The following is a 15,514-nucleotide window of genomic DNA, read 5'->3' as shown; positions in this document are numbered from 1 at the left end:
GTTACCTCTCGGAAGCGGTTGGCACGGGAGAGGCCGGGACGGATCCGTCGGCGTCGGCCTGCGTGGCACGGGTGATCCACTGCCGGCGGGCACCACGCAGGAGCACCACCGCGATCACCGCCATGACGACCGCGCCGACGCCGAACACGGCGGGGGTGCCAGCTTCGGCAGCGACGAAGCCGCCAGCGGCCGCGCCGACCGGTAACCCGCCCCAGGCGATGAGCCGGTACACGCTGTTGGCCCGGCCGAGCAGGTGCCGGGGCACCAGGGTCTGCCGTAGGACCACCACCACGACGTTCCACGTCACCGTGCCGCAGGCGAAGAGTGCGAGGGCGCTGCCGGCCGCGTACGCCGATGGCACGGTGGCCAGCACCGCCTCACTGGAGGCGATCAGGGCGGCGGTGGCGACCAGTGCCCCTTCCCGGCCGAGGCGACCGGTCAGTACGGGGGCGATACGTGAGGCGAGGACCGCTCCCACCGCCTGGCAGGAGAGCATGACGCCGTATCCGAACGGGCTCAGGTCGAGCACCTCCTCGCTGTGCACCACGAGTACGGCGAGCATCGCGCTGCCGGCGAGGTTGATCGTGCAGGACAGAAGGGCGAGGCTGCGGAGCAGGTGGTGTCGCCACAACCACTTCGCTCCGGCCAGCATCTCCGGAAGTACCCCGGCAGTGTCCCGTCGCTCGGCGGGTGGCCGGCTACCGCGCATCCGACTGATGAGCAGGGCCGAGCACAGGAAGGTGGCCGCGTCCAGTCCGAACGGCAGCGCGACCGCCACGCCGAACAGCAGTGCGCCGACCAGCGGACCGACAAAGCCGGTGCCGGCCTCCTGCGCGGCCATGACCCGGGCGTTGGCGGTGGAGAGTCCGGGCTCCGGGGTGATGAACGGGACGAGCACCTGTGAGGCGTTGCGGTAGAAGACCTCGCCGACACCGAGCAGGAACATGCACACGTAGAGCAGCGGCAGTCCACCCCAGCCGCCGGTGATCCCGAGGGCGAGTACGGCCAGCAGACCGGCCCGTACGAAGTCCACCCGCATCATCGCCGCCCTGATGTCGAGGCGGTCGACCAGCAGCCCGGCGGGGATGCCGAACAGTACGAACGGGGCGGTGAAGGCGACCGAGACTCCGCCGATCAGGCGGGGGTCGTCGGTCAGTTGGGCGGCCAGCAGGGGACCGGCGGCGATGGTGACACCGTCACCGATCGAGGACACGGCAGCCGCCGCCCACAGCCGGGAGAAGTCGCGGCTCAGGAGGCGGTGCCGTCCGCTGGCCGTCGCGAGGGTCGCCACCATGTTCATGCCGTCGTGCCGAACGGGACAGGCGTGGACAGTCCGCCTGCCGGACGGGGGGCCCTGGCCGCCACCCGGCCTCGGTGGGCACGGGTCCGTCTTAGGGCGGGTTCTCCGTTTCCGTCGGTCTCGGAGGTGTCCGGCGAACAGTCGTCTGACGGATTCCCGTGGCGGCGCAGCCGACGTTCCATTGCGTCCCCTTTCGAGAGCTGTCTCCGCCTTCGTCGGGACCGATGGTCGACTGTTTCGCCGCCTTGGAAAAGGCCCGCACACGCGAGTGTGATGAGGATAGTCGAAAAGGGGCTGTGGCGGCATCGGCGACAAAGTGCCACGTCTGCGGTGCGGCGGGTTCCCGGCTCGACCGGTGGGGCTTCGAGTTGGCTGGCTCGGCCCGGCGCCGTGGGAAACGTCGGTGAGGGGAAGGTGGGCTGAGCTGCGAGGATGTGACAGAGGGGCAGGTCATGGCCATGGCGTCCAGGTTCGTCGCAGGTGTCCCGGGCGTCGGAATCCACCAGTGTGGACTGTCGCGAGCGCGACGCAACTTGCAGGTCCGCGCAACGTCAATATCTGGTACGGTCAATGGCAGCGAGCCGTTGTGGCTGGCAGGAGTGGCCGCGTCCAGCATTGCTGGATACAAATGTCGCCGGGGGCGCTTTCGATTACTGCGTCGTGACTTCTGAGATTAAACCATACGTCCGATTGCTGCTCGACGGCACAGCGTCATGCGGTCGAATGTACCTTTCGAAGGTCTTCCGACCGTAACGTGGTCCGTCAGCCGACGGGCGTTTGTTTCTATGTGACCCACCGAATGCGGCAGCCGGAAGGCAGCCGGAAGGCAGCCGTACCGAGTGGGGCATCGTGCGCGGGCCCGGGCGGGTCGCCGCCCGTGGATGGACCGCCCGGCGGCAACAGCCCCGGCGGCAACGGCTCCGGCACGCACCCGCGCATCCAGACACCGCTGGGCCGGCGTACCCGCTCGCCACGGGCCGCTGCCGGCGTCGCTGTGCGCACATCAACGGTGAGGACCACGCACATGAAGACCTCCGACCCGGATGCCGGTAGTCACGCGACGGCCGGTAGCCACGCGACCCGCACCATGGACCTGCCCACCACGGCCCTGTCGAGGCGTGCCTTGAGTCGTACCGCGGACGTGACCACATCCCGGCGGGAGGGTGCCGAGCCCGTCACGGTCGCCGTTATCGGCACCGGGGCCATCGGCCGGGACCTGGTCAGCAAGATCGACCGCTCGCCCGTACTGGACTGCCGGTTGGTCGCCGGACGCAATCCGGACTCGGCAGGCCTACGGCACGCCGAGCGGTTCGGCTACCCGACCACGGCATCCGGGATCGACGCGATCATGGTGGCTGAACGCCCGTTCGACATCGTCTTCGACGCCACCAACGCGGCGTCGCACCGGCACCACTGGCAGCTGCTGGAACCGCTGGGCACGCTGGTGGTCGACCTGACCCCGAGCGGTGTGGGGCAGCTGGTGGTGCCCACCGTGACCGGTGTGGAGGTGCCCACCGGCCGCAACGTCAACCTGATCAGTTGCGGCGGCCAGGCGTCCGTCCCGATCGCACAGGCGCTCGCGACCCGCTTCCCCGTGACCTACATCGAGGCCGTCTCGACGGTGGCCAGCGACATCGCCGGCCGCGCCACCAGGCTGAACCTCGACGAGTACGTGGCGACCACCGAGCATGCCATCACGACGTTCTCCGGGGTGTCCGAGGTCAAGGCGATCCTCAACATCAGTCCGGCGGTGCCGCCGGCGACCTTCCGTACCGCCGTCCATGCCCGGATCCCCGGTGCCGATGCCGTGGCGGTGCGCGCGGCGGTCGACGAGGCAGCCGGCCAGGTACGCTCCTTCGCCCCCGGGTACGCCGTCACCGCCTGCACGGTGGTCGACGACCGGGTGACGGTCGCGCTGGAGGTCCTGGCCCACAGCGACGTGCTACCGCGCCACGCCGGGAACCTCGACATCATCAACTCCGCCGCCGTCATGGTCGCCGAGCAGCAGGCGGCTCGGATGGGCCGGACAGCCAGGGCGGAGGCGAACCGGTGAAGAACATCGTGATCTACGACCCGACCCTGCGTGATGGGCAGCACGCGGTCCGGCACCAACTCGGGACGGTGGCCCTGCGCCGCTACGCGCAGGCGGCGGACGCGGCCGGAATTCCGGTGGTGGAGGTCGGCCACGGCAACGGCCTCGGGGCCTCGTCGCTACAGGTCGGTCAGGCTGCGGTCAGTGACGACGAGATGCTTTCGGCGGTCCGGGAGGCACTCCGGAACAGCATGATGGGTGTCTTCATGCTGCCCGGCTGGGGCACCTCGGCCGACCTGCGGCGAGCGATCGCCCACGGTGCCGACGTCGTCCGTATCGGAGTGCACGCCACCGAGACCTCGCTGGCCGAGCGCCACCTGGGCGTCCTACGCGAGGCCGGTGCCGAGGCCCACTGCGTGTTGATGATGAGCCACATGGCGACGCCCGAGGAGTTGGCCGCACATGCTGCGCAGGCCGTCGGCTACGGGGCACAGGCAGTGGGGATCATGGACTCGGCCGGCCACCTCCTGCCCCCGGACGTCACCGCACGGATCACCGCGATCGGTGAGGCGGTCGACACCCCGGTCATCTTCCACGGACACGACAACCTCGGCATGGCCGTGGCCAACTCCGTGGCGGCGGCGGAGGCCGGTGCCCGGATCATCGACGGCTGCGCACGCGGCTTCGGCGCCGGAGCCGGCAACACCCGCCTCGAGGTGCTGGTTCCGGTGCTGGAACGCAGCGGATTCGCCACCGGCATCGACCTGTACGCGCTTCTCGACGCCGCCGACCTCGCCGAGCGGGAACTCATGCCCGCACCGCCGGTGACCAACTCGATGACGATCGTCAGTGGGTTGGCCGGGGTGTTCTCGGGATTCAGACACCGGGTCCTCGAGCTTGCCACCCGTGCCGGCGTCGACCCGCGCGACGTGTTCTTCGAACTGGGCCGGCGGCAGGCCATCGCCGGGCAGGAGGACCTGATCGTGGACGTGGTGGCGGAGCTGAGCGCGCGTGGCGCCACCGGCGGGCACCTGACAGCCCATCACTAGTGAGGACAGGCGACATGGAAGTTTCAGACACAGCACCGATTGCGAACGGCTCCGCTGGTGTGCCGGTTTCCCGTATGTCGTTCGACGAGTTCATGGCCGTCGGCCCCGGTGGCCTGTTCAGGGCCGACGTCCCGGTGGTGATCGCGCTGCCCGGTAGCGTGCAGGGTCTCGGCCGGGACGGTGTGGCGGCCCGCCTGGCTGACCTGACCGTCACCCTGTTCACCGAGCCGGGCGACAAGAACCATCCGGGACGCTGGGAGACCCGCGACATCCGGCTCCGTGAGTTCTTCGCCGACGAGCGCCACCTGAGCAGCCCGGACACCTGGCACCGGGTGGTGTCGAACATCCGCAACAGCCCAGCCGACGTGAACGCCGTCATCGGGTTCGACGCGGAGAAGTTCTTCGGCTACGGCCGTTCGCTGTACGCGGCGAACCTGTGGATCAGCCACCGGGGTGTGTTTACCAAGAACCACTTCGACGAGTTCGAGAACTTCAACATCGCGCTGGAGGGCCGCAAGCGGTTCATCATCGCACCGCCCGGTTCCCGGGAGTACTACCCGAGGTCGGTGCTGCGCGGCTTCGGGGACAAGTCCCAGGTGTTCGACCTCGACAACGTCGACCTGACGCGCTACCCGAGGATGGCACCCAAGCTGGCCCAGCGCCGTGACTTCGTCCTCGAACCCGGCCACATGCTCTACCTGCCGCTCGGCTGGTGGCACCAGGCCGAGTCGCTGGACGACATGAACATCAACGTCAACTTCTGGCTCAAGTCGAAGAAGATCCTCCGCCGGCCGCACGCACTCGGCGTCGCGCTCTACACGTACGCCTACCGGAGGGTCAAGGGTGTCTACAGCTACAAGCCCACCGAGGTGAACTCCTGATGAGCGAGCGCAGGTCCATCACCCCCACCCACCGCTACCGCAACAACGACAAACTGATCGGCATCGGGAACACCTTCTGGAACATGTCCGAGGAGCACGGGGTCGCCGGTATCGTCGGCGACCTCACCGACGGTGTGTTCCACATGGCTGACGGGCACGAGTTCGTCAACTTCACCGTCTGCTCGTACCTGGACCTGGACACCCATCCCAAGGTCATCGACGGCGCGGTCGCCGCGCTGCGCCGCTTCGGCGTACTGGACCACTGCATCCCGCGCACCCGCGTCCAGACACCGGTACTGCTGGAGTTGGAGGAGTCGCTGGGAGAGTTGTTCGGCGCGACGGTGATCAGCGCGATCTCCACGGCTGCGGCCAGCACCGGCCTCCTGCCACTGATCGCCTCGGGGCACCTCGGCAACGGCACCCGACCGCTGATGGTCTTCGACAAGAACGCCCACGTGTCGATGGCCAACGCCAAGCCGAGCTGCGCCGACGAGACCGAGGTCGTCACCTGCCGACACCACGACCTCGACCATCTCGAGGACCTGTGCCGCACCTACGAACGCGTCTGCTACGTGGTGGACGGCTCGGACAGCCTCGGCGGCTACGCACCGGTGAACGAACTGGCCGAACTGCAGGAGAGATACAACCTGCTGGTCTTCTACGACGACTCGCACTCGCTGTCCGCGTACGGTGAGCGCGGCATCGGCTACGTCCGCTCGCACTCCCCGGTACTCGACGAACGGACCATCACCGTCGCGACCCTGAGCAAGGGATTCGGGGCCGGTGGCACCGCGATCCTGCTCGACGGCTACCCGAAGCAGACACGTCGACTCATCGAACGCTTCGCCGGCCCCCTGGGCTACTCGCAGAAGATGAACGCCGCAGCGGTGGGTGCCGCACTCGCCTCGGCCGAGATCCACCGCACCGACGAGCTCATCCAGCTCCAGGAGCGGCTGCGGTCGAACATCGCGCTGTTCGACTCGCTGCTGGCGACCGAGCAGTCCGGCAGCACGTACCCGATCCGGCTGGTGCCGATGACCGACGAGACGGTCGTCGGCGCAGCCCAACGGGTGTTCGCCGCCGGGTTCTACGTCTCGCCGGTGTTCTTCCCGATCGTCTCCCGCGGCACCGCAGGCCTGCGGGCGATGCTGCGCGCCGGCCAGACCGAGGAGCAGATCCGTCGGCTGTGTTCCGTACTGATCGAGGCTGGGGCCCGCCCGGCCACCGCACTGCCCGAGCCGGTGGCCCGATGACCGACCGGAGTGGGGTCGTCGGGAGGCTCTGGGGCGGGATACGTGCCGGCCGAGCGGAGCGAGGTCTCACATGACCGGCATCCCACGCAGCATCCTTTACACCCCGGCACTGTCGCTGGACCGGGTCGTGAAGGCATGGAACTACGACGCGGACGTGCACCTGATCGACCTGGAGGACTCCGTACCGCCGGCGGAGAAGCCGGCCGCCCGGATCGTGTGTCGGGACGCGCTGGAGAAGGCACCGAGGCCGGGGAACATCGCCGTGCGCGTGAACGAGTTGGGCAGCATCGCGGCGGTGCAGGACCTGGTGATGCTCAGCGAGTGTCGGGTGGGGCCCGGCATCGTCGTGATGACGATGGTGACCACGGCGGCCGAGGTGACGTTGCTGAGGCAGATCCTGGCCTCGGCCGGCGCGCGGCCGGAGATCTACGTGACGGTGGAGACGGTCGAGGCCGTCGGGGACATCGACGCCATCGCCCGGGTGGCGGACGGCCTGGTCCTCGGCTCCGCCGACCTGGCCGCCACGATCGGGGTCGAGATCACCTGGGAGGCCATGCTCGCCGCCCGGCAGGCCATGGCACTGGCCAGCGCGCGGCACGGCACCGCCTGCATCGACACCGCCAACTTCCGGCTCGCCGAACCGGCGGTCCTGGCCGAGGAAACCGCCCGGGTACGGGCGCTCGGCTTCCACGGCAAGGCGACGGTGCATCCGGGTGAACTCGATGTGATCAACCAGGCCCTGCGGCCCAACCCCGACGACCTGCGACTGGCTCGCCGCGTGGCGCAGGCCGTACAGGAGGCCAACGGCGGCATCGCCGTCCTGGACGGCAACATGGTCGGACCGCCGTTCGCCCGACTGGCCCGGGACACGGTGGCCCGTGGCGATGCCTGGGCTGCCCGGTTCAGCCCCGACGGCGGTGGCAAGTGACCGGCATGCCGATGATCGGCGCTGCGGACATGGCGGGTACGCAGCGACTGACATGGGTGATCGACGTACTGGGGGAGATGTTCGTGGACCTGGCCTCGGGTCGGACAAGTTCCCCGGCGCGAACGGTTCTCGAGCACGGTCCCCAACGGGTACTGCTGGTCAGCCCCGCACTCTGGGAACAGCGCGGAGTGGGCAGCGTCAAGGTCACCACACTCACCCCCGACAACCCGGGACGCGGGCTGCCACTGATCCACGGTGTCGTCGCCCTCACGGACCTGGCCACCGGGCAGATCACGGCCCTCCTGGACGGTGCGGAGCTGACCGCCATCCGCACCGGTGCGGTCGCCGCCCTGGCGACCCGGTGCTGCACCGCCGATGACGCGGAGGACCTCGCCGTCATCGGTGCGGGGGTGCAGGCCCGCGCTCTGGTCCGCGCGGTCTCGGCGGTGCGCCGCATCCGTACCGTTCGGGTGTTCTCCCGTACCCGGTCACGGGCCGAGCAGTTCGCCGAGTGGGCGCGCGACAGCGCGTCGTACCCGATCCACACCGCCGTCTGCGACACCGCCAGGGCCGCGGTCACCGACGCGGAGATCATCTGTACGGCGACCTCGACCAGCGACGGCGTCCCGCTGGTGGAGGCACAGTGGGTGGCGTCCGGGGCGCACGTCAACGTGATCGGCGGAACTCATCCGGATGCGATCGAGGTCGAGCCCGCCCTGCTGGCCGACGCCACGGTCATCGTCGAGGAGCGGACCGCAGCGCGGGAAGGCGCAGGTGAGGTGCGGGCCGCCCTGGCCGCCGGCCTGATCGACGTGGACGACCTGTACGAGTTGGGCGTACTGGTCACCGGCGAGGTCCGCACCGAGGGCCGGACCTCGGTGCTGCGCAGCGTCGGAATGGCCGTCGAGGACACTGCCGCCGCGGTGGCGCTGCACGAGACCGCCACCGCCATGCGGTAGCTCAAGAGCCTTCCCGGCAGCGGACCATGAAGGAACGCTCGAAGACGATGACGGTCTCGCCGGTGGACTTGGTACCCGTGGTCTCCACCGTCACGATTCCCTGTCCGGGCCTGGATCGGCTCAACCGCTTGTGGAGAATGCGGCTGGTCGCGTACAGCGTGTCTCCGACGAACACCGGCTCCCGTAGGCGGACCCTGTCCCAACCCAGGTTCGCCACCGCCCGTGCTGACAGTGCCTGCACGGTCATTCCGCCGACCAGGCAGAGGGTGATCCCACTGTTGACCAGCGTACGTCCGTACTCGGTGCCGCTGCCGTAGTGCTCGTCGAAGTGCAGTGGATGCTGATTCATGGTGAGCAGGGTCAGCCAGGTGTTGTCGGTTTCGGAGATCGTTCGGCCCGGCCAGTGTCGGATCACCATGCCGGGCTCGAAGTCCTCGTAGTCCCCGCCGTGTTCTTCGCGGTATTCGTTGCCCTGGACGTGACGCAGCGTCATGGACACACCTCCGTGGTCGTGTCGACACGTCGGCATGGTTCCGGCCCACGTGGATGTTAGTCTATGGATCTTACTGTCCTAGTTGGACTTTCCTGCGACGACGAGCCGGGCCGGTCGCCCGGCGCCAGCCTCCGGGGAGCCTCAGATGGCCACGTTCGAGCACATCGGCACCACCCGGCTGTCCGGGCACCCGTGGTTCGGCAGGCACCACCTGACGCCGGCCGCGCCGGTCGACACGATCCGCCAGATGCTGCGCCACGAACTCCGCGACACCGGCTGGCCGTACCAGCGGGTACTTCCCGCAGCACCGATGGCGATCCCCCGTACGTCGTACGCCGAGGTGTTCCGGGCGAGTGCCGCGCTGGTCGAACTGCTGCGCCGTACCGCCCTCGAAACCGCACCAACCACCGAGGGCAGACTGGCGGCCTACCGGATGCCGGAAAGCGAGAACCAGCTGTTCATGCGTGACGCGGTCATCGAGGAACGCTATCCGGACTGCGTCGTCCGGCCAGACCTCGTCATCGGGCCGACCGGGCCACGGTTCCTGGAGTTCAACGTCAGTGGTGCACTCGGCGGTGTGGTGGAGACCCATTCCCGCCTGGAGGTGTGGCGCAGGCTCCACGCCGACGAGGAGGGCCGGACCCTGTTCAGCTCTCCGAGCCCGTTCGCCGTACGCGCCGAGATGTTCAGGTCCCTCTGCGCCGAGTTGGCGCTGGCGCCACGGGTGGCCATCGTCGGGAGTGCCCAGGTCGAGGGGGTGGAGAACCGGTACTTCCAGATCGAGGCCGACTACTACAACAACCACGGCCTGACCGCGCGGTTCTTCGAGCCGGAGGAACTGTCCGAGGCGTGGGACCGTGCACCGCACCTGCGCTACCCGGTCGGGCTGCGCAACTTCACCATCCCGGACTGGCTCGACGTCGGCCTGGACACCACCCCCGTGCAGGAGGCGCTGGACAACGGTTGTCTGCTGGTGGGTACGCAGACGTCGACCTTCATGCACAGCAAACTGACCATGGGCCTGCTGTCGGAGGGGCGGCCGTGGATGAGCACGGCCGACCGGGCGTTGGTCGACAGATATGTGCCATGGACTCGGATCCTCTCGGACCGCAGGACCGCTCGCGAAGGCCAGGAGGTCGAGCTGCTCCCGTTCGTCGTGAAGAACCGGGACCTGTTGGTGCTCAAGGCGGGCCTGGGGGAGAGCGGCAAGCAGGTGGTCATCGGCCGGGAGGTCGACCAGGCAGCGTGGGAATCCGCCGTCGGTGCGGCCGTCGTCGACGGCACCAGCGTCGTGCAGGACTTCGTGCCACCCCAGACGTGCCAGGTCTCGCTGATCGCCGACGGCGCTGACGAGGCCCATGACGTCGAGGTCGCCCCGGTCCTCGGGCCGCTTCTGTTCGGTGGCCGTCCGGCCGGCCTCTTCTGCCGGTTTTACGGCGACGGCTCGGCCGGGATCGTCAGTGTCCGAGCTGGCACCAGCAGTTCCGACAACTGCATGGTGGCGATCTGATCAACAGGGCGGCGTGCGCGGGCGGATTGCCAGCTACGTGGCCGGTCGTTCGGTACGGGCGGGATTGCCACGTACGAGTTCGTCGTGGATGCGCCAGCGGGAGGTGGTGACGGCCCGGCCTGCGGCGTCGTCGTCGTGCTCGAGCCGCTGCCGAATGAGTTCCAGGGCGATCCGCCGGTTCTGGCTGAACTGCCGCTCGGTGTCGACCACGACGACGATCCCCGAGGGACGGTGTGTCGCCCGTACGGCTGTGCTGGCCTTGTTCCGGTGCTGTCCACCGGGGCCACCGGTACGGCACGCGACGATGTCGATGTCCCCCTCGGCAAAAGATGAGCGCGGGGTGTCGACCTCGCACGGCTGGGCGATGACGTACCAGTTTTTACGGCCGGTGCTGGCACGGTAGGGGCTGGGAGCCTGCCAGCAGAGGGTCCCGGTCCACGAGCCGACGAACTCCTCGGCGCCGTCCCCGGTGATCTGCAACAGGACCGACCGGTACGTACCGGGTCGGTCGCCGGGTACGGTCTGGACCCGATGGGCCACCAGGCCCTGCCTGGCGGCGTCAGCCTCCAGACGCCGCAGCAGTTGGGCGACCGCCCAGGCACACTCCTGCGGTCCGCGCCCGGCGGACATGAGGAGGTGGCCCCGGATGCCTGCCGTGCTCACGACCGCCCCCGCGTACGACGTTGTTCCTGGCGGTCCCGTCGGGCGGTGGACCCAGCCCTTCCCTTCGGCTGGTCCAACGTCTTGTAGGTGACCAGCGGTACCGTCGCGACGACCGGGGTGGCCAGGCCGTGATCGGCGAGATCGGAGATCACCTGTTCGATTCGCTTGTACGCCGTCGGTGCCTCCTCGAACAGCAGTTGGCGGTCGCCGCACACCACGAGCGAGCCCACCGGCGTACGGCGCAGTTCCTCGACCGTGTGCTTGGCCCGGCCCCGGACCAGGGCGTCGGCGCGGGACATCTTTCGTCCCGCTCCATGGGCCACGGAAAAGTTGGCCTCCGGCCCGGCGTGGGCGGCCACCAGGTAGGAGTTGGTGCCCCGGGTGCCGGCGATGAGGACGTCGCGGCCGTCGCCCGGGGCGGCGCCCTTGCGATGCAGGTACGCCCCGTCGCGGACCTCGACGAGGTTGTGGCTCAGGTCGACGATCGGCTCGGTGGGCTTGGCCCCCAGGGCGTGCATGACCCGGGCAGCGATGAGCCGGCGGTTGAACGATCCCCAGCGTACGGCGGTGTCGTGCATGGCCAGGTAGGCGGCAGGATCGGCGGCGGGGCCCGCGCCGTGCTGTTCGGTGTGTGCCCGCAGGATGTGTTCGCCCAGACCTCGTGAACCGCTGTGGACGATGAGGACGAGGTCACGAGCGGCGAGCCCGAGCCGGGCTGCGTGGCCCGGGTCGAGGACGGTTTGGATCCGCGCCAGTTCCACGAAGTGGTTGCCCCGGCCGACCGTTCCCAGACCCTCGACGTGACCGCCGGGAACGTCGGTGCCCACGGCTGCCCAGGCCGGGTCGTCCGCATCCTGATCCGGGTCCAGAGGTTGGTCGAGGTCGGGGAACCGGCCGGCGAGCTGTTCGGGTACGGCACGCTTCAGGCTGACGGGGAACACGGCGATGCCACAGCCGATGTCGGATCCCACCAGATGCGGGTACAGCACGGTTGACGTCATCGCCGCGCCGACGGGGGCACCCTTGCCGGGGTGCAGGTCCGGCATCGCGGCGACGTGGATCATGCCCTCGAGGGCTGCCACCTGGTGGCACTGCTCGACGGCGGTGGACTCGATCCAGCTGCGGTCAGAGGCGAAAACAGTGACGGTGGCGGATTCCGTGGACGGAACGGAACGCGGCAGGGACTCCGGCCGCGACGTCTGCTGAGACAACGACGCTCATTTCTTCAAGAAAAGGGTACGGACGGACGGCGCTACGACTCACCCGGGCGCAGGGCAGTGCGCCGTCGGGGATTCGGGCTCAACAGGGTGCTGCACGTCAGAACGTCATGGGCCCAAGCTTCCTGGAGCCGCACCACGCGCTGCAACCGGTTTTCCGGCCAGGGGGACCGTGGGATTGGGCTGCCCGGCCGGCATCGCACCGGTGTTGCGGTACGGCTCCACAATCGTGGCGTGGTGTGGTGGAGGCGAGCCGAGTGCCCGGTACGACAGGTCGAGCAGGACTGGATCGAAAGCTCGCTGGACTGGCTACTGGCCGAGTTCGGTAGCGCCCGGTTGCGCGGCAGCGTCGTGCTGCCGACCGACGACTTCTTTCCCGGTGTCTACCGGGGCAGCCACGAGGACATCGGTTCCGTACTCGGCCTGCTCTGTGCGCACATGGACATCGAGCCGGTCCGGGTCGTAGTGGAACACTACGCCGACGACGTCGACCCGGAGTTGGCGATGCACGTACCGATCGCCTCACGGTCGAGCGGTGCGGCGGGGCATCACCGGGTACGCGATGGCCGTTCGATCATCGCGATCCGCGACGACCAGGCGACCTCGCCGATGGCGCTCGTGGCGACCATCGCCCACGAACTGGGGCACGTGCTGTTGCTGGGCGACGGTCGGATCTCGGCGGACCGGGAGGACCATGAGCCGCTGACGGACCTGTTGACGGTCTTCTTCGGGCTGGGCATCTTCGGGGCCAATGCCGCGTTCGACTTCGAGCAGGACACCAGCCGCTACCGCACCACCCGGCTCGGGTACCTGACCGAGCCGATGTTCGGCTACGCGCTGGCCCGCTACGCGTGGCTCCGCGGTGAGACGGACCCACCGTGGGCCGGACACCTGGACACGAACCCGCGTACGTTTCTCAAGCGCGGTCTGCGCTATCTCGCCCGGAACGGTTCCTGACCTCCTGCCGGGTCGTGTCCCGGCAGGCATGGCTCCTATCCGTCCTGAAGGGCGGTGGCGGTGGGAGTGCCGTGGATCTGGGCCACCGGTCCCTGATAGAGGAGCTGACCGCCGTGTCTGCCGGGGCCAGGGCCAAGGTCGATGAGCCAGTCCGCATGCCGGATGACGTCCAGGTTGTGTTCGATCACGACGACGGTGTGCCGCTGCCCGACAAGCTGGTCGAGGATGCCGAGCAGGGCGGCAACGTCGCGCAGGTGCAGGCCGGTGGTGGGTTCGTCCAGGACGTAGAGGGCCGGTTCGCTCGTGTCGTGCAGTTCCCTGGCCATCTTGACACGCTGGCATTCGCCACCGGACAGCGTCGTGAGCGGCTGGCCGAGGCGGAGGTAGCCGAGTCCGACACGTTCGAGTTGCAGTAGTCCCTCGCGGATCTGCTTGTTCGGGAGGCTTCCGATGGCGTCGGTGATCGTCAGATTGTCGATGTCCGCGATCGACAGCCCGTTCACCCGGTGGCGGAGCACGTCGGTGGTGAACCGTCGCCCCTGGCAGGTCTCGCAGATGGTTTCCTGGCCGTCCATGAAGGCCAGGTCGGTGTAGATGATGCCCAACCCCTTGCAGTCGGGGCAGGCGCCGTCGGAGTTGGCACTGAACCGACTGGCGGGCAGCCCGCTGCGCTCGGCAAAGAGTCTGCGGATGGCGGTGGCGATCCCCGTGTACGTGACCGGGGTGGAGCGGCGATTGGTGCTGACCGGTTTCTGGTCGATCACGACCGCGTCGTGCTGGGCGATCAACTCCGCCGCGAGGCTGGACTTGCCTGACCCGGCGACCCCGGTGAGGACGGTGAGAACCCCGCCGGGGATGTCGACGGTCAGGTTCCTGAGGTTGTTTCGGGTGGCGTTCGCCACCGTGATCGTACCGGTGGCCGTACGCGGATCGGTCGTGATCGGCGTACGGCTGCCGAGGGCAGTGGACGTAGCTGTTCGCGCCGTCCGAAGCTCGTCGAAGGTGCCCTGGAAGACGAGTTCGCCGCCGCTGGTGCCGGCGTCGGGGCCGATCTCGACTATCTGGTCGGCGATTGCCATGACGGCGGGGTCGTGCTCGACGACCAGGACGCTGTTGCCCTTGTCGCGGAGTTGCCGGAGCAACGTGGCCATGGAGGCGATGTCGTGCGGGTGGAGGCCGACGGTGGGTTCGTCGAAGACGTAGAGCATCTCGATGAGGCTGCTGCCGAGATGTTTGACGGTCTTGATCCGTTGCGACTCCCCGCCAGACAGGCTGGTGGTGGCGCGGCCGAGGTGGAGGTACCCGAGCCCGATGCTGATCATGGCTCGCAGCCTCTCGGTGAGGGCGGCCACGACCGGTGCGACAGCGGGATCGGTTACCCGCTCCAGCAGGCCGACGAGTTCGGTGACCTCCATGCGGGCCAGCTCGCCGATGGGGTGGCCCAGGACCGTAGCGGTACGGCTGGCCTCGTTGAGGCGGTCACCGTGACAGTCCGGGCAGATCCCGGAGCGGGTGAACCGGCTGATGGTCTCCCTCTTGCGATCAGACAGGTTGTCGGCTGTGTGCAGGTAGATCCGTTCGAACCGTTCCACGACGCCCTCGTAGTCCTTCGGGGGTCTGGTGCCGAGGCATGCGGCGTGCTCGCCGCCGTAGAGCAATGCCTCGCGCTCCGCCTCCGTCCAGTCGCGTAGCGGCGTGTCGCACTCGAAACTGCCGATGTCGGCGTACTGGGAGTACCAGTAGCTGCCGTTGCCGAACCCGGGGAGCAGGATCGCGCCCTGGGCGAGAGACCTGTCCAGGTCCAGGAACCGATCGACAGCGCTCACCACGACCTCGCCGAGCCCGGAGCAGGTCGGGCACATGCCGGCGGGATCGTTGAACGAGAAGTGGTTCGACTCACCCATGTGCGGCGAGCTGATGCGGGAGAACAACAGCCGCAGGTAGGTCCAGGTGTCGGTGATCGTACCCACCGTGGACCGGGCGTTCCCGCCGATTCTGCGCTGGTCGATCACCACTACCGGCGAGAGCCCCTCGATCTTCTCGGCCTCGGGGCGCGCCCACTTCGGCAGCCGATTGCGGACGAACGGTGGGAACGTCTCGTTGAGCTGATACCCGGCCTCGGCCGCGATTGTCTCGAACACCAGTGACGACTTCCCCGACCCGGATACGCCGACGAACACGACCAGTCGGCCGCGTGGGATGTCCACGTCCAAGTGCTTCAGGTTGTTGGTCCGGGCACCCCGGATACGGATCGCGTGTTCTGGCATGTGGC

13 protein-coding genes are annotated in these 15,514 nt (G+C 68.6%); 8 read left to right on the top strand and 5 right to left on the bottom strand.

The window, feature by feature from the left end; all coding sequences use genetic code 11:
* Nucleotide 1: 1 nt before the first annotated feature.
* Nucleotides 2-1,300 carry an MFS transporter gene (locus ACFQ4H_RS24130; RefSeq protein WP_377574377.1) on the bottom strand — a complete coding sequence of 433 codons (1,299 nt, stop codon included), beginning with the start codon at nucleotides 1,298-1,300 and terminating at the stop codon, nucleotides 2-4.
* Between the two features lie 1,024 nt (nucleotides 1,301-2,324).
* On the opposite strand from ACFQ4H_RS24130, the gene ACFQ4H_RS24125 reads away from it, so the two are divergent.
* The 6 genes from ACFQ4H_RS24125 (at nucleotide 2,325) to ACFQ4H_RS24100 (ending at nucleotide 8,402) form a co-directional block, all read left to right on the top strand.
* Nucleotides 2,325-3,353, top strand: coding sequence for an acetaldehyde dehydrogenase (acetylating) (locus ACFQ4H_RS24125; protein WP_377574375.1), 1,029 nt, complete (start codon nucleotides 2,325-2,327; stop codon nucleotides 3,351-3,353).
* The gene (gene dmpG, locus ACFQ4H_RS24120; RefSeq protein ID WP_377574373.1) at nucleotides 3,350-4,381 is read left to right on the top strand and encodes a 4-hydroxy-2-oxovalerate aldolase; all 1,032 of its coding nucleotides are present in this window, start codon (nucleotides 3,350-3,352) and stop codon (nucleotides 4,379-4,381) included. The genes ACFQ4H_RS24125 and dmpG overlap by 4 nt, the downstream gene beginning before the upstream one ends.
* Nucleotides 4,382-4,455: 74 nt before the next feature.
* A complete protein-coding gene (locus ACFQ4H_RS24115; RefSeq protein ID WP_377574371.1) occupies nucleotides 4,456-5,262 on the top strand; it encodes a cupin-like domain-containing protein in 807 nt (268 codons plus the stop codon).
* Entirely contained in the window at nucleotides 5,262-6,515 is a 1,254-nt protein-coding gene (locus ACFQ4H_RS24110) for an 8-amino-7-oxononanoate synthase family protein (RefSeq protein ID WP_377574368.1), read from the top strand. Before ACFQ4H_RS24115 ends, ACFQ4H_RS24110 begins: the two co-directional genes overlap by 1 nt.
* 70 nt (nucleotides 6,516-6,585) lie before the next feature.
* The gene (locus ACFQ4H_RS24105; protein WP_377574366.1) at nucleotides 6,586-7,443 is read left to right on the top strand and encodes an HpcH/HpaI aldolase/citrate lyase family protein; all 858 of its coding nucleotides are present in this window, start codon (nucleotides 6,586-6,588) and stop codon (nucleotides 7,441-7,443) included.
* A 5-nt stretch (nucleotides 7,444-7,448) separates the two neighbouring features.
* Nucleotides 7,449-8,402 carry an ornithine cyclodeaminase family protein gene (locus ACFQ4H_RS24100; RefSeq protein ID WP_377574429.1) on the top strand — a complete coding sequence of 318 codons (954 nt, stop codon included), beginning with the start codon at nucleotides 7,449-7,451 and terminating at the stop codon, nucleotides 8,400-8,402.
* Nucleotide 8,403: 1 nt separating this feature from the next.
* Here the strand turns inward: ACFQ4H_RS24100 and ACFQ4H_RS24095 are convergent, their stop codons facing one another.
* Nucleotides 8,404-8,895: a MaoC family dehydratase gene (locus ACFQ4H_RS24095; RefSeq protein ID WP_377574364.1), complete on the bottom strand. Its 492-nt coding sequence runs from the start codon at nucleotides 8,893-8,895 to the stop codon at nucleotides 8,404-8,406.
* Nucleotides 8,896-9,040: 145 nt separating this feature from the next.
* Here ACFQ4H_RS24095 and ACFQ4H_RS24090 point away from each other — a divergent pair, with 145 nt between their 5' ends.
* Nucleotides 9,041-10,405 carry a hypothetical protein gene (locus ACFQ4H_RS24090; RefSeq protein WP_377574361.1) on the top strand — a complete coding sequence of 455 codons (1,365 nt, stop codon included), beginning with the start codon at nucleotides 9,041-9,043 and terminating at the stop codon, nucleotides 10,403-10,405.
* A 33-nt stretch (nucleotides 10,406-10,438) separates the two neighbouring features.
* On the opposite strand, the gene prfH is transcribed toward ACFQ4H_RS24090, so the two are convergent.
* Both prfH and ACFQ4H_RS24080 read right to left on the bottom strand, forming a co-directional pair.
* Nucleotides 10,439-11,053, bottom strand: coding sequence for a peptide chain release factor H (gene prfH, locus ACFQ4H_RS24085; protein ID WP_377574426.1), 615 nt, complete (start codon nucleotides 11,051-11,053; stop codon nucleotides 10,439-10,441).
* An 11-nt stretch (nucleotides 11,054-11,064) separates the two neighbouring features.
* Nucleotides 11,065-12,279, bottom strand: a complete 1,215-nt coding sequence (locus ACFQ4H_RS24080; protein WP_377574358.1) for an RNA ligase RtcB family protein — start codon at nucleotides 12,277-12,279, stop codon at nucleotides 11,065-11,067.
* 240 nt (nucleotides 12,280-12,519) lie between these two features.
* On the opposite strand from ACFQ4H_RS24080, the gene ACFQ4H_RS24075 reads away from it, so the two are divergent.
* Entirely contained in the window at nucleotides 12,520-13,242 is a 723-nt protein-coding gene (locus tag ACFQ4H_RS24075; RefSeq protein ID WP_377574355.1) for a hypothetical protein, read from the top strand.
* A 35-nt stretch (nucleotides 13,243-13,277) separates the two neighbouring features.
* Here the strand turns inward: ACFQ4H_RS24075 and ACFQ4H_RS24070 are convergent, their stop codons facing one another.
* Nucleotides 13,278-15,509, bottom strand: a complete 2,232-nt coding sequence (locus tag ACFQ4H_RS24070; protein ID WP_377574352.1) for an ATP-binding cassette domain-containing protein — start codon at nucleotides 15,507-15,509, stop codon at nucleotides 13,278-13,280.
* Nucleotides 15,510-15,514: the final 5 nt, after the last annotated feature.

Origin of the sequence: Micromonospora sonneratiae, from assembly GCF_042679305.1 — a bacterium.
Lineage (GTDB): Bacteria > Actinomycetota > Actinomycetes > Mycobacteriales > Micromonosporaceae > Micromonospora_H > Micromonospora_H sonneratiae.
This window is presented reverse-complemented; position numbering and strand designations above follow the sequence as displayed.

Excerpts from the sequence above, each read along its gene's own strand:
- ACFQ4H_RS24130 (WP_377574377.1), bottom strand. The coding sequence starts at position 1,300 with ATGAACATGGTGGCGACCCTCGCGACGGCCAGCGGACGGCACCGCCTC.
- ACFQ4H_RS24125 (WP_377574375.1), top strand. The coding sequence starts at position 2,325 with ATGAAGACCTCCGACCCGGATGCCGGTAGTCACGCGACGGCCGGTAGC.
- ACFQ4H_RS24115 (WP_377574371.1), top strand. The coding sequence starts at position 4,456 with ATGTCGTTCGACGAGTTCATGGCCGTCGGCCCCGGTGGCCTGTTCAGG.
- ACFQ4H_RS24110 (WP_377574368.1), top strand. The coding sequence starts at position 5,262 with ATGAGCGAGCGCAGGTCCATCACCCCCACCCACCGCTACCGCAACAAC.
- ACFQ4H_RS24105 (WP_377574366.1), top strand. The coding sequence starts at position 6,586 with ATGACCGGCATCCCACGCAGCATCCTTTACACCCCGGCACTGTCGCTG.
- ACFQ4H_RS24100 (WP_377574429.1), top strand. The coding sequence starts at position 7,449 with ATGCCGATGATCGGCGCTGCGGACATGGCGGGTACGCAGCGACTGACA.
- ACFQ4H_RS24095 (WP_377574364.1), bottom strand. The coding sequence starts at position 8,895 with ATGACGCTGCGTCACGTCCAGGGCAACGAATACCGCGAAGAACACGGC.
- ACFQ4H_RS24090 (WP_377574361.1), top strand. The coding sequence starts at position 9,041 with ATGGCCACGTTCGAGCACATCGGCACCACCCGGCTGTCCGGGCACCCG.
- ACFQ4H_RS24070 (WP_377574352.1), bottom strand. The coding sequence starts at position 15,509 with ATGCCAGAACACGCGATCCGTATCCGGGGTGCCCGGACCAACAACCTG.